The 12501-nt window shown below is 64.8% G+C and carries 11 protein-coding genes, 1 tRNA gene and 2 pseudogenes; 2 read left to right on the forward strand and 12 right to left on the reverse strand.

The genetic code is table 11. From position 1 onward, the window contains the following. Positions 1–81: 81 nt before the first annotated feature. Positions 82–1518, reverse strand: coding sequence for an NADP-dependent phosphogluconate dehydrogenase (gene gndA, locus ASG77_RS02385; RefSeq protein ID WP_056340684.1), 1437 nt, complete (start codon positions 1516–1518; stop codon positions 82–84). Between the two features lie 172 nt (positions 1519–1690). Between gndA and ASG77_RS02390 the strand changes: the two genes are divergently transcribed. After that, complete coding sequence (locus tag ASG77_RS02390; RefSeq protein WP_056340687.1) at positions 1691–2419, forward strand: FadR/GntR family transcriptional regulator; 729 nt, start codon at positions 1691–1693, stop codon at positions 2417–2419. On the opposite strand, the pseudogene ASG77_RS02395 reads toward ASG77_RS02390, so the two are convergent. The 3 genes and pseudogenes from ASG77_RS02395 to ASG77_RS02405 form a co-directional block, all read right to left on the reverse strand. Beyond that, positions 2397–3639: pseudogene (locus ASG77_RS02395) on the reverse strand (L-idonate 5-dehydrogenase). The gene ASG77_RS02390 and the pseudogene ASG77_RS02395 sit on opposite strands and share 23 nt — an antisense overlap. Further along, positions 3639–4502, reverse strand: a complete 864-nt coding sequence (locus tag ASG77_RS02400) for an SDR family NAD(P)-dependent oxidoreductase (RefSeq protein ID WP_056340690.1) — start codon at positions 4500–4502, stop codon at positions 3639–3641. The pseudogene ASG77_RS02395 and the gene ASG77_RS02400 overlap by 1 nt, the downstream one beginning before the upstream one ends. Continuing rightward, entirely contained in the window at positions 4499–5443 is a 945-nt protein-coding gene (locus tag ASG77_RS02405) for an NAD(P)-dependent oxidoreductase (RefSeq protein ID WP_056340693.1), read from the reverse strand. The genes ASG77_RS02400 and ASG77_RS02405 overlap by 4 nt, the downstream gene beginning before the upstream one ends. A 73-nt stretch (positions 5444–5516) precedes the next feature. Here ASG77_RS02405 and ASG77_RS02410 point away from each other — a divergent pair, with 73 nt between their 5' ends. After that, entirely contained in the window at positions 5517–6581 is a 1065-nt protein-coding gene (locus ASG77_RS02410; protein ID WP_056340696.1) for a D-2-hydroxyacid dehydrogenase, read from the forward strand. 218 nt (positions 6582–6799) lie between these two features. Here ASG77_RS02410 and ASG77_RS02415 read toward each other — a convergent pair whose 3' ends face one another. The 8 genes and pseudogenes from ASG77_RS02415 to ASG77_RS02445 all read right to left on the reverse strand — a co-directional run bounded on the left by ASG77_RS02415 (position 6800) and on the right by ASG77_RS02445 (position 12166). Continuing rightward, positions 6800–8116 (reverse strand): MFS transporter, encoded by a 1317-nt coding sequence (locus ASG77_RS02415; RefSeq protein ID WP_056340699.1) that lies wholly within the window; start codon positions 8114–8116, stop codon positions 6800–6802. 214 nt (positions 8117–8330) lie between these two features. Further along, positions 8331–9128 (reverse strand): IclR family transcriptional regulator, encoded by a 798-nt coding sequence (locus tag ASG77_RS02420; RefSeq protein ID WP_056340702.1) that lies wholly within the window; start codon positions 9126–9128, stop codon positions 8331–8333. Positions 9129–9394: 266 nt separating this feature from the next. After that, a complete protein-coding gene (locus tag ASG77_RS22365; RefSeq protein ID WP_056341558.1) occupies positions 9395–9685 on the reverse strand; it encodes a hypothetical protein in 291 nt (96 codons plus the stop codon). Positions 9686–9730: 45 nt separating this feature from the next. Then, positions 9731–9940, reverse strand: a pseudogene (locus ASG77_RS22790) (GrpB family protein); the annotation flags it as partial. 215 nt (positions 9941–10155) lie between these two features. Further along, positions 10156–10228, reverse strand: a tRNA-Val gene (locus ASG77_RS02430). 100 nt (positions 10229–10328) lie between these two features. Then, positions 10329–11249, reverse strand: a complete 921-nt coding sequence (locus tag ASG77_RS02435; RefSeq protein ID WP_056340705.1) for an NAD-dependent protein deacetylase — start codon at positions 11247–11249, stop codon at positions 10329–10331. Between the two features lie 6 nt (positions 11250–11255). Then, on the reverse strand, positions 11256–11750 hold the full coding sequence (locus ASG77_RS02440) for a peroxiredoxin (protein WP_056340708.1): 495 nt from the start codon (positions 11748–11750) through the stop codon (positions 11256–11258). Beyond that, the gene (locus tag ASG77_RS02445; RefSeq protein WP_056341561.1) at positions 11747–12166 is read right to left on the reverse strand and encodes a DUF3052 domain-containing protein; all 420 of its coding nucleotides are present in this window, start codon (positions 12164–12166) and stop codon (positions 11747–11749) included. The genes ASG77_RS02440 and ASG77_RS02445 overlap by 4 nt, the downstream gene beginning before the upstream one ends. Positions 12167–12501: the final 335 nt, after the last annotated feature.

Consider the following 12501-nt stretch of genomic DNA (forward strand, 5'->3'; position numbering starts at 1 on the left):
CGCCAACGGCCGGCAGTTCCCAGAATATCCGGGAAGTGCCGGCCGCAGGGTTTGCAGCTTGATGCAATCAGAGCGTGGTGATTAGTGCGTGTCCACTGCTTCGATTTCGGCCTTGTCCTCGCCCCAGAGGGTGTGGAACGTGCCCTCGGCGTCAACACGGCCGTAGGTGTGCGCACCGAAGAGGTCGCGCTGTCCCTGGATCACTGCGGCCGGCAGGCGCTTGCGGCGCAGGCCGTCGTAGTAGGCCAGTGAAGAGGAGAATACCGGCACGGGGATGCCGAGCTGGACGGCGGTGGAGACCACGCGGCGCCATGCCGGCAGGACCTCCGCGATGGCCTTGGTGAACGCCGGGGCGAACAGCAGGTTGGCCGGCTTGTCTTCGGCGGCGTAGGCCTTGGTGATTTCCTTGAGCAGTTCTGCACGGATGATGCAGCCACCGCGCCACAGCGAGGCGATCTCGTCCAGCTTGAGGTCCCAGCCGTATTCCTTGGCTGCGGACGTCAGCATGTCCAGGCCCTGGGCGTAGGAAACCAGCTTGGAGGCGTAGAGCGCCTGGCGGACGTCCTCAACAAAGGTGTCCGGAACGTCGACGGCGATTTCCTCACCGGCGAGCAGTTCCTGGGCGATCTTGCGCTGCTCGGTCTGCGATGACAGGGCGCGGGCGAACACGGACTCGGCGATGCCCGACGTCGGGGAGCCAAGCTCCAGCGCGGAAATGACCGTCCAGCGTCCGGTGCCCTTCTGGCCTGCGGCATCCACCACGACGTCCACAAACGGCTTGCCGGTGCGGGTGTCAACGTGGCCCAGGACCTCGGCGGAGATTTCGATCAGGAAGGAGGCGAGCTCACCCTTGTTCCACTCTTCGAAGATCTTGGCCTGGTCGGCAGGCTCGATGCCGGCGCCGGAACGGAGGAGGTCGAAGGCTTCGCCGATGACCTGCATGTCGGCGTATTCGATGCCGTTGTGGACCATCTTGACGAAGTGGCCGGCGCCGTCGGTGCCGATCCATGCGCAGCAGGGCTTGCCGTCGACGTGCGCGGCGATCTTTTCCAGCAACGGGCCGAGGGCGTCGTAGGACTCCTTGGAACCACCGGGCATGATGGACGGGCCGTTCAGGGCACCTTCCTCACCGCCGGAGACGCCGATACCCACGAAGTGCAGGTCCTTCTTCGCCAGTGCTGCTTCGCGGCGGCGGGTGTCCTCATAGTGCGAGTTTCCGGCGTCGATGATGATGTCGCCGGCTTCCAGCAGGGGTTCAAGCTGTTCGATGACCGAGTCAACCGGCTTGCCGGCCTTGACCATGATCAGGACGCGGCGGGGCTTCTCCAGGGAGTCAACAAGCTCCTGAAGGGTTTCGGTGCGGACGAAGTCGCCGTCCGTGCCGTGCTTTGCCAGCAGCGCGTCAGTCTTTTCGACGGACCTGTTGTGCAGGGCAACGGTGAAGCCGTTGCGGGCCAGGTTGCGGGCCAGGTTGGCGCCCATCACCGCGAGGCCGGTGACACCGATGTGTGCAGACATCAAAACTCCAATTTCGTTGTGCAATGGATGTGCAGATGGCTCCGCGTTCGCTGCGAAGCACGCTGTCACGAACCGATGGATCCTAATAAAGCATATATATTCAATCGGCTTGAGGGAAGCGGCGCCCACTTTGTGGAACGGGGCCAGTCAATCCCAGTTTAGGCTTGAGTCCATGTCGACCAGCCTGCACCACCGTGCCATTGAGAACCTTGGCACTCGGATCATCACGGGCGAGCTGCCCACCGGACACATCATGCTGGCCGAGCACCTTGAGGAAGAACTGAAGGTTTCGCGGTCCGTGGTCCGCGAGGCAGTGCGGGTCCTGCAGTCCCTGGGCCTCGTGGAAACCACCAAGCGGGTGGGCATCCGCGTGCTGCCGCCGAGCCGCTGGAACCCCTTCGATTCCCAGGTCATCCGCTGGCGGCTGTCCAGCGACGCCCGCGGCGCCCAGCTGCGGTCACTGATCGAACTGCGTTCCGCCGTCGAGCCCGCCGCTGCCGAACTGGCAGCAAACAATGCACCGGCGCAGCTGCGACGGGAATTGGTGGACATTGCCCATGCACTGCGCGACGCCGGCCACTCCGGGGACGCACAGAAGTTCCTGGAGCTGGACATCGCTTTTCACTCGGTGCTGCTCTCCGGGTCTGGCAACGAAATGTTCGCCAACCTGATGGGGCAGGTGGCGGAGACCCTGACGGGGCGCACTGTCCACGGACTGATGCCGGACCACCCTCACGAGGGGGCGCTCCAGTGGCACGTCGATCTGGCCGAAGCGGTCGCCGCCGGGGACGCCGCCACGGCCCGGGACGCGTCCGAACAGATCATGCGCCGCACCACCTCCCGGCTGTCCGGAACCTGGACGGACCAGCCCCGGGTGTTTATCCCGGTCCGCCGGAACTGACCGCGCCTGGAGTCAGCCCATACGCAACGACGTTATTCGGGTGGAAGTTGAGGAGGACTTTTCCTGATTCGGCGGAGTTCTTTGCGGTTTCGAAGGCCTGGAGGCCTTGGCTGAGGGGGTATTCGTGGGTGATGACGGGGCTGATGTGCAGGGTGCCGTCGGCGAGGGCGGTGATGACGTCGTCGATCTCGTCGTTGAAGCGGAAGGATCCGCGCAGGTCCAGTTCCCGGGTGATGGCCAGGGAGATCAGGACCGGCTGGGGCCCGGTGGGCAGCAGCCCGACCATGACCACGGTCCCGCCGCGCCCCGCGCCCTGAATGGCTGAGGCCAGGCCGTGGTGGCTGCCGCAGGACCGGCTGGGGCCCGGTGGGCAGCAGCCCGACCATGACCACGGTCCCGCCGCGCCCCGCGCCCTGAATGGCTGAGGCCAGGCCGTGGTGGCTGCCKGAGGACTCRATGACCAYGTCGGCCTGCACCGCCGCGATCGCGTCCGTGTCCCCGGCCTGCAGGGCTTGATCCGCGCCGACCGCGGCGGCGATCTCCAGCGGTTTGGCGTGGACGTCGACGGCGGTGATCCGTCCCGCGCCGGCACGCTTGAGGACCGCGACGGCCAAAGCCCCGATCGGACCGCAGCCGATCACCAGCACACTCTTGCCCGCCACGTCCCCGGCCCTCGCGACGGCGTGCCAGGCCACGGCGGCCGGCTCGATCAGCGCCGCGGTCCGCAGGTCCACACCCGCCGGGAGCGCCCGCAGCATCCTCGCGGGGAGGTTCACGTACCGGGCGAACGCGCCGTCGGTGTGCGGGAACCGCGCCGCGCTGCCCAAATACGTACAACCCGGGGACAGGTTGGGCCGGTCCGCCGGCCACCGCACATCCCCCGCACCCGGGCCCGGGGTGGCCGGGTGGACCGCGACCGCGGTCCCCACCACCGGGCCGGTCCCGTCCGCCGCGGCCGCCACCACGGTCCCGGAAATCTCATGCCCCAGCACCATCGGCGCCTTCAGGACCGACTCTCCCGCCGCACCGTGCAGCCAGTAATGCAGATCCGACCCGCAGATCCCGCCATACGCAACCTCAATCACGGCCTCGCCCGGCGCAGGCACACCCAACGGGACCTCCTCGATCCGCAGATCCCCCGCCGCATGCGCCACCACCGCCGCCCCCGACACCGGCAGCACAGGTGCGCTGGATTCCTTGGCCACTGTGTTCGTGCCCATCAGACCACCACCGTCATGCCGCCGTCGATAAAGATCGTCTGCCCGTTCACAAAGTCCGACCCGTCCGAGGCCAGCCACACCGCCGGACCGGCCAGGTCCTTCACCGTGCCCCACCGGTGCGCCGGGGTCCGGCCCAGGATCCAGGCATTGAACTGCTCATCATCCACCAGATTCTGCGTCATCTCGGTATGGATATAACCCGGGGCGATCCCGTTGATCTGCAGCCCGGAGCCCGCCCACTCCGCCGTCATCGCCCGGGTCAGGTTCCGCAGCCCGCCCTTCGCCGCCACATACGGGGCGATCGTGGGCCGGGCCAGGTCCGTCTGCACCGAACAGATATTGATGATCTTGCCCCTGCCGCGCGGGATCATGTTCGCCGCCACATACGGGGCGATCGTGGGCCGGGCCAGGTCCGTCTGCACCGAACAGATATTGATGATCTTGCCCCTGCCGCGCGGGATCATGTGCCGCGCCGCCTCCCGCCCCACCAGGAACGCACTCGTCAGATCCGTCCTGATCACCCGCTCCCAGTCCGCGACATCAAGCTCCAGCATCGGCACCCGGTGCTGGATCCCGGCATTATTCACCAGGATCCGCAACGGCCCCACATGCTCCTCCACCCACAAAACACCCCGCGCAGCCTCGGCATCACTCGTGACATCAAACGCGACACTATGCACCCGCCCGGGGGCGAAGTCCGCGGCCATCGCCGCCTCCGCATCCTTCAACCGCTCCGCATTAATCCCGTTCAACACCACCGTCGCCCCCGCCCCGGCCAACGCCCGCGCCAACGCATTGCCAATCCCCCGGCTCGACCCCGTCACCAAGGCAACCCGCCCCGTCAGATCAAAAAGTCCACTCATCGTGTAGCTGTCCCTTTCGTTGCGGTCTCCGCAGGTTCCGCGATGTTGGTGTTGTCGCTCAGATTCGAAATGGCCTGGCGGACCACGGCAAGGTCCTGATCGCCAAGGCCCTGGCGCTTGAGTTCGGCGTAAAGTTCGACGCCGGCAGTCGCCATCGGCACGGCAGCGCCGGCCGCCTGTGCTGATTCGAGCACAAAGGACAGGTCCTTATGCATGAATTTCGCCGGGCCTGTGGGTGTGTAGTCCTTCCGGGCCAGACGCGGTCCCACGTTCTCCAGCACACGGCTGCCCGCAAGCCCACCGGCCAGGACGTCGAAAAGCGCGGCCGGATCCATCCCGGAGCGCTCGGCGAGTTCGGCCGCTTCGGCGAGCGCCGCCGTCGTGGTTCCTACAATGAGCTGGTTGCACGCCTTGGCGAGCGACCCCGCGCCCAGTGGGCCCATGTGCCTGACGGTGGTCCCCATTGCGCTGAAGAAGGGCTCGAGCCGCCGGAAGTCGTCCGCGGTGCCGCCGGCCATTATGGCCAGTGTCCCGTCGGTCGCACCGTTGGTGCCGCCGCTGACCGGGGCGTCCACCACGTTGGCGCGGCCGTGGCTTGCCTCGAGGACCCGGCGCCCGAAGTCGTGGACCTTCGCCGGTGAGACGGAGCTTGTGACCACCACCGTGGTGCCGGCCTGCGGCGGATTTTCATCCCAGCTCGCCAGCAGCCCCGCCGATGCCTCTTCGATGAAGGACAGGTCCGGGAGCATAAAGGCGATGATTGGCAGGTCCCGCAGGGACGCAACGTCCGGCGCGGAATGGCCACCCTGCGCCACCAGCTCCTGCAGGGGACCTTCGGATCGGTTCCAGGCGGTGACCGCCCAGCCGGCGCGGACCAGATTGGCCGCCATCGGCAGCCCCATCAGCCCCAGGCCTACAAAGCCCGCTGTTCTGTCTTCCATAAATAGGCCTCGACTCACATCGTTGTGTGGTTAATGAAGGGAAATCTGTCCAATATCCTAGCCGCTATTCAGTATGATGAACACTATGACGACGCTAACCACCGTCGCGATCGCCGTCCCGCTCGAAGCAGAGCTGGTGGAGCGCATCCGCGCCGTAGACCCCTCCGTAACCGTCCTTTATGAGCCGGACCTGGTTCCGCCCGAGCGTTTTCCGGCCGACCACTCCGGGGATCCGGACTTTAAACGCACTCCCGCGCAGGAAGAGCAGTACTGGGCCATGCTCAACCAGGCGCAGGTGCTGTACGGCCTGCCCAATGAAAGCCCAGCGGGCCTGGCCCGGATCGCGCGCGAGAATCCACGGCTCCAGTGGGTCCACGCCATGGCCGCCGGCGCCGGCGGTGCCGTCAAGGCCTCCGGGCTGGACCAGGAAACACTCCTCAAGTTCAAGGTGACCACCTCCGCCGGCATCCATGCCCTGCCGCTGGCAGAATTCGCTGCGCTGGGAATCCTCAACGGCTTCAAGCGCAGCGCCGAGCTGGCCCAGGACCAGGCCGCCAAGGTGTGGCCCGAGCTTCGGACCCCCACCCGTCTGGTCAGCGGTTCCACGCTGGTAGTGACCGGCCTGGGCGAAATCGGTCTGGAGACCGCCCGGATCGCCCGCGCCCTGGGCATGACGGTCAGCGGCACCAAGCGGAATGTTGAGCCGATCGAAGGAATCGAGCACGTTGCCGGCAACGACGGACTGGCCGGGCTGCTCGCCTCGGCGGACGCCGTCGTCAACACCCTGCCCGGCACGCCGTACACGGACAAGCTGTTCAACCGTGAAGTGTTTGCCGCCATGAAGCCGGGAACGGTGTTTGTGAACGTCGGCCGCGGCACCGTGGTGGACGAGGGCGCCCTGCTGGAGGCCCTGGACAACGGCCAGGTCTCCTACGCTTGCCTTGATGTCTTCGCCGTGGAACCGCTCCCCCAGGACAGCCCGCTGTGGAACCACCCCAAGGTTATGGTGTCACCACACACTTCGGCACTCAGTGCCGCGGAGAATCGCCTGATCGCGGAGCGCTTCTGCAGCAACCTGCGCACGTTCCTCGACGGCGGCGACCTCCCCCACCTGGTGGACCCGGTCCACTTCTACTAAGGCGCAGGCCCCGGCCCGCACCACAGAGCCCCTGCCGTGGCTCCTGGAAACAGGAATTCGCAGCAGGGGCTCTTTTGTGTCAGGCGGTTGTGTCCGCGTGCTGTCAGCGGCGAATTAGTTACGTACTTACGCTGAGCAGCGGCGCCCAAATAGCGCGCGGCACGGAAATAGGCGGCCTCCCCATCCAGGGGAGGCCGCCTGTTGCGTTGATGGAGCGCCTAGCTTGCGTCCTCCACCAGGAGCAGGTCCCGGCCGTTGGTTTCCGGCGTGAAGAAGGTAGTGCCGAAGGAGATCAGCGCCAGGACCAGGGAGTAGATCGCGGGAACGAGCCAGGAATGGCCGGTCGCAGCCAGCAACGCCACACCGATCATGGGGGCGAAACCGCCGGCTAGGACAGCTGAGAGCTCCCGGCTCAGCGCCACCCCGGTGAAGCGGTGCTGGGAGCCGAAGAGTTCCGGCAGCATGGCGCATTGCGGACCGAGCATGGACTGCACACCGAGCGAAATGCCCACCACCATGACCACCCAGACGAGGGTGACATTGCCGAGCGTGACCAGGTAGAAGGCCGGCAGGGCGATGACGGCCTGAAAGAGGGCGCCGTAGCGGTATACCGGTACGCGGCCGAAGCGGTCGGACAGGGCGCCGAAGGTGACCACCATGACCGCTGCGAATCCGGCGGCGATGAGGAGGCCGGTGGGGCCGATGAACTTGTCGCCGGCGAAGACTCCGGCGGGCAGGCTGATGAAGGACACCAGGAGGGCGGAGTAAATGGAGGAGTTTCCGTTTTCTCCCATCCGCAGGCCGATGCCGATGAGCACGTTCTTCTTCGAGTGCTTCCAGATCTGCACGACGGGGTTCTTGACCACGGCCTTGTGCTTTTCCAGTTCCTGGAAGACCGGCGTTTCCTTGAGCCGGAGTCGGATGAAGACCGCGATTGCAATCAGGATGACGCTCGCCAGGAACGGAACGCGCCACAGCCAGCCCTGCAGCACTTCCTTGTCGGCCAGTGCCATCAGGGCGAAGGTGCCTGCGCCGAGCAGGGTGCCCAGCTGGATGCCGACGAACGGCAGTGCGGCGAAGAATCCACGACGGCGGCGCGGGGCCACTTCTGAGATCAGGGTGGTGGCGCCTGCCTGCTCGGCGCCAGCGCCCAGGCCCTGAAGGATCCGAAGGGCCACCAGGAGCACTGCCCCGACCATTCCCGCCTGTTCAAAGGTGGGCAGGAGCCCAATGGCGAAGCTGGCCATGCCCATTAGGCCGATGGTCAGGATCAGGACCATCTTCCGGCCGAACCGGTCACCGATGTAGCCGAAGACGATGCCGCCGAACGGCCGGGCTGCGAAGCCCACACCATAAGTGGCGAACGACGCGATCACGGCGCCGCTTTCCCCCAGCGGTGAGAAGAAGAGCGGCCCAAAGATCAAGGCCGAGGCGAGGCCATAGATGTAGAAGTCGTAGTACTCCAGTGCGGAGCCTACCGAGCTGGCAAGAGTTGCCCTTCGCAGCTGCTCCGGATCGACGGCGGCGCCGTCCATGTCAGTCTGCGGTGATTTAGTACGAGTTGTCACAAGAACTCCCTCAAAAACACTCCAGGCCCCCGTTGGCCTGGTGGGATAGCAAGGACACTCCGTGGTGTCGATCACTATATTGAACAGAGTACAGCAAGTTGAACACGCAGCAAGTGGTTGACGGATATTTTGTTCACAACCGGGGTGATGAACGTTAAATAGGGCCGCCAGAGGGGGGCACTCAGCCCATGGGGTTGCCCAGGGACCGCGCCAGCTCGTTCAGTTCCCTGATCATCCGGGAACCCTGCTCCGCGGAGTACGTGGCCTTAAGGGCCGTGACTGACAACCCAAGGCTCGGGCCGTGGGCGCCGCGCGTAGGCACCGCCACCGCCAGGCAAACCACTCCAGTAGTGGATTCCTCATCTTCGAACGCATAGCCCTGTTCACGGATGGTTGTGAGCTGTGCCTTCAATTCTGCCCCAGTGCGGAGGGACTTCGGGGTCAGCACCGGAAGTTCGGCGTCATCGGAAAACATTGCGTCGACGTCGTGGTCATGAAGGCGGGCAATCAGGGCCTTGCCCACGGCACACAGGGACACCGGCATCTTGTCGCCGATGTTGGACGTCAGGCGGACCGCCGGATGGCCCTCGTAGCGGGCCAAATAGATCACGTTGGTTCCATCCAGCATGGCTATGCGTACTGTCTCCCCGGAAAGGGTCGGCGCCCGCTCGCAGAACCGGTAGAACTCCTGTACTTCGTCGAGCCGGCTGAGATAGGCGGCTCCGAGTTCCACGAGCTTGCGGCCCAGCGTGAATTCGGCGCCCTGGCGGCTGATTAGCCGGGCTTCTTCCAATGCCAGCAACAGGTTGGAGGTGGACGACTTGGGGATACCCAACTCGCGGGCGAGGTCGCTTAGCGTAAGCCTTCCGGTGGCGGAGGCTGCCAGCGCGTCCATGACGGCGGCGGCACGCGTGACCGCAGGCGCCGGCGATGTGCTGCCCAATCCTTCAGAGGAGCGGGGGGTGCGGGAATCGGCCATGATTCTCCTTCGATCGGCACGCCGGGGCGCTGCGCGTAGATGCGTTCATTCTGCTGAACAGTAACCATCCTAATGGCTTGGCGGCGATTCGGGGCCCGGGCCAAGGCGCCGTCCACCGCGCCACGCACCCTCGGTTCGCGTGGCATTTGTTTGTTTCAGGAAGTTCACGGTATATTCATTTCAGACCCTCCACCGCGGCATCCCCCAATAGTCGCGGTGGAGGGTTTTCCAATGCCTGAATGTTGCCGTGGCCTGGGCCGCCGGGTTCAGGCGACGTCCACCACGGATTCCCTCAGCCTCCAGCCGCCACCAAGGCCGTCGCGCTCCAGCACCATGGTGGTCAGTGCGGACTGCGGATTGCGGCCCAGCCGCACCTGGACCTGCAAGACCTCAACGTCCACACGGCCCAGACCTTTGGGCATACGCCGCTGCGCCTCCCACCAGCTCACACGCTCAAACCATCTCACTGCGTCGGCACCGACGGCCCATTCCCTGCCGTTGCTGACCACCGCCGTCGGGCTGCCGTCGTTGGCCGTCCTCACCACCACATATTCCATAGCGGGAACACTAGGGACAGCCACCGACAATATGGCGTCCTGGTTACTTCGCAGGTAGTCCCGAAAGCGGATCATGCGCGCTTCCTCGCATCCAGCGGTAAACGGGTGCAAATTCACGTCGTGAACCTTGTGCTTCAACAGGCGGTGTTCGAACCACGCCGGCTCGCGGAGGTGGTGAAGGAACCCGACTGCCTCAAGCTGGTGGATGTACATTTCCTCAGCGGCGGAGTCTTTGACGAGCACGACAATGTCGATGACCGGCTTCTAAGCAAGCCCGGGAACAGATGTCGAGCCGACGTGCTCCACTGTGATGCGTGTGGAGCCCAGTGCGGTCCGTTGAGGGAATCCCCGCCGCGGAGATACTCGACCCCATTCACATTCATGGGCCGACCCTACGCCCTGAACCCCATAGGGCAACAAAAACCCCGCCGCTCCCGGCCACTCGGGCAAGGAACAACGGGGTTTGGCGGTGGGTCCTACCGGGATCGAACCGATGACATCCACGGTGTAAACGTGGCGCTCTACCAGCTGAGCTAAAGACCCAAACTGCCGGTTTTTCGCACCTCAGCGCGTCAACCAACGAACATAAACTCTACCTGACGGGCGGGACGAAAAGCCAATCGACACGGTCGGCCCCGAACGGTCAAAGATCGGGGAGTTCGGCGGCGAGCCAGGTCAGTGCCTCGCTGACGCCTGCGTCGAGCTTGATGGTTGCGTACTGGTCGCCCCGGGTATCGCCCCTGTTGATGATCACCACAGGCTTGCCGTCCTTCGCCGCGTGACGGACGAACCGCAGTCCGCTCATCACGGTCAGCGATGATCCGGCAACAAGCAATGCCTCTGCGCTGTCCACCATCGCGTAGGCGGCTTCTGCGCGTTCTTTGGGCACGTTCTCGCCGAAGTAGACAAAGTCGGGCTTGAGCATTCCGCCGCAAGCGGGGCAGGCAGCGACCACAAAACTGCTGATCAGAGCAATGTCCTCAACAGTGGCGTCGGCGTCGGGCGCCATTTCCACCAGGCCGGAAGTTGTGGCGCGCGCCAGGAAGCCGGGATTGAGTTCTTCGAGCACCCCAGCCAGCAGGCGGCGCGTGTAGGTGCGCTTGCAATGGAGGCAGGCAACCCGGTCATAACGGCCGTGGAGGTCAATGACATTCCGGCTGCCGGCGTCTTCGTGCAGCCGGTCGACGTTCTGCGTGATCAACCCAGTGAGCAGGCCCCGCCGCTCAAGTTCTGCGGCCGCACGGTGCCCAGGGTTTGGATCTGCGTGCCGCAAGTGGGACCAGCCGATATGGTTCCGCGCCCAATAGCGCTGGCGGTTGGCACCGTCGCGCACAAACTCCTGGTACGTCATGGGCGAACGTGGCACGGCGTCCGGCCCGCGGTAATCCGGTATGCCCGAATCGGTGCTCAGCCCTGCGCCGGTCAGTAACGCCAGCCGCTTGCCGGACAAAAGCTCCCGGACGCGTTCAAGCCCCTGAAAGTCCGCACTGGACAGCGCGGCAGGGTCAGCGGCCGGCAGGCTGGCGAAGCCTGTCAGGCCGATGCCGTGCCGCTGCCGGTCCATGCGGCCTCAGGCCTGTTCCAGACCTGCCAGAGCATCCTGGTACTCGGCGAGCTCGCGGGCCTGCCCGCGCGGATTCACCACGACATAGCGGATTGTTCCTGCTGCATCGATGATGAACGTCCCGCGCCCAGCCATGCCGCTCTCCCGGTCGAAGACTCCATAGGCGGAAGCGACAGCGCCGTGCGGCCAGAAGTCGGCCAGAAGGTCAAAGCCGTAGCTTTCCTTCTCGGCATAAGCCCGCAGGCTGAACTTGCTGTCCACGGACACGGCCAGGACGGTGGCCCTGGCATCCTCGAACGCGGCCAGGTTGTCCCGGATTTCGCAGAGCTCGCCGGTACAGACACCCGAAAAAGCAAACGGATAAAACACCAGCACAACGTTCTGCCCGCGGAAAGTGGATAACCGGACAGGTTCTCCGAACTGGTTTACCAGCTCAAAGTCCGGGGCAAGCTCCCCCACCGCCGGAACAGTCTGCCCGGCTACGGCAAGAGCTGCCGTCACTTGTTCTTCCTGCTGACCAGGCGGGTGGCACTCCAGTCCTTTGACACACCTGCCGAGGTGGTGAGGTGCAGACCCGCAGTGGGCGCCGCTTCCTGGATTTCCGCCGGCGACACGTACCCGGTGCGCCCGGACTTTGGCGTCAACACCCAAACAACCCCGGTTTCACTCAGCGTGGTGAGGGAATCCATGAGGCTATCGACCAGATCCCCGTCGCCGTCCCGCCACCAAAAAATGACGGCGTCAACAACGTCGTGGTCGTCCTCGTCCAGGAGCTCGGACCCTGTCAGGTCCTCAATATCATCACGTAAGTCGAAATCGACGTCGTCGTCGTAACCGAACTCCTGAATCAGATCCCCGTTTTTGAAACCCAATTTTTCCGCCACATTTACCGAAGTGGCGGCGTCGGCCTCGCTCACGTGTTCCTCCAATGCCTAATACATGCAATTCGCATAGTGATTTCCATTACTCCCAGCCAACACCCTTTGTGCCTGCGCTTCAAGCTGCGACCACCGCGATCCGCCATATTCTGCGTCACATCCGGCGCCGTCAGCCTGCGTTGCAGCGGCTTTCGTCACACAACCAGTATGACGGCGAAATACAACAGGGACGCCATGGACGCGGCTACGCATCGCGCTGGAGTCACAGCTAGAGTGACTGGTGACAACTATGCCTGCGGGGCGACCGCCTGGAACTCAATGGCAGACATAGGCGTGATAGGACCCTGCCCGGCGCACATGACCGGGCTGTTGTA

Origin of the sequence: Arthrobacter sp. Soil762, assembly GCF_001428335.1 — a bacterium.
Lineage (GTDB): Bacteria > Actinomycetota > Actinomycetes > Actinomycetales > Micrococcaceae > Arthrobacter.

What these genes read in the sequence shown, in the direction of transcription:
- gndA (WP_056340684.1), bottom strand. Translation starts at nt 1,518, where the DNA reads ATGTCTGCACACATCGGTGTCACCGGCCTCGCGGTGATGGGCGCCAAC.
- ASG77_RS02390 (WP_056340687.1), top strand. Translation starts at nt 1,691, where the DNA reads ATGTCGACCAGCCTGCACCACCGTGCCATTGAGAACCTTGGCACTCGG.
- ASG77_RS02400 (WP_056340690.1), bottom strand. Translation starts at nt 4,502, where the DNA reads ATGAGTGGACTTTTTGATCTGACGGGGCGGGTTGCCTTGGTGACGGGG.
- ASG77_RS02405 (WP_056340693.1), bottom strand. Translation starts at nt 5,443, where the DNA reads ATGGAAGACAGAACAGCGGGCTTTGTAGGCCTGGGGCTGATGGGGCTG.
- ASG77_RS02410 (WP_056340696.1), top strand. Translation starts at nt 5,517, where the DNA reads ATGATGAACACTATGACGACGCTAACCACCGTCGCGATCGCCGTCCCG.
- ASG77_RS02415 (WP_056340699.1), bottom strand. Translation starts at nt 8,116, where the DNA reads ATGGACGGCGCCGCCGTCGATCCGGAGCAGCTGCGAAGGGCAACTCTT.
- ASG77_RS02420 (WP_056340702.1), bottom strand. Translation starts at nt 9,128, where the DNA reads ATGGCCGATTCCCGCACCCCCCGCTCCTCTGAAGGATTGGGCAGCACA.
- ASG77_RS22365 (WP_056341558.1), bottom strand. Translation starts at nt 9,685, where the DNA reads ATGGAATATGTGGTGGTGAGGACGGCCAACGACGGCAGCCCGACGGCG.
- ASG77_RS02435 (WP_056340705.1), bottom strand. Translation starts at nt 11,249, where the DNA reads ATGGACCGGCAGCGGCACGGCATCGGCCTGACAGGCTTCGCCAGCCTG.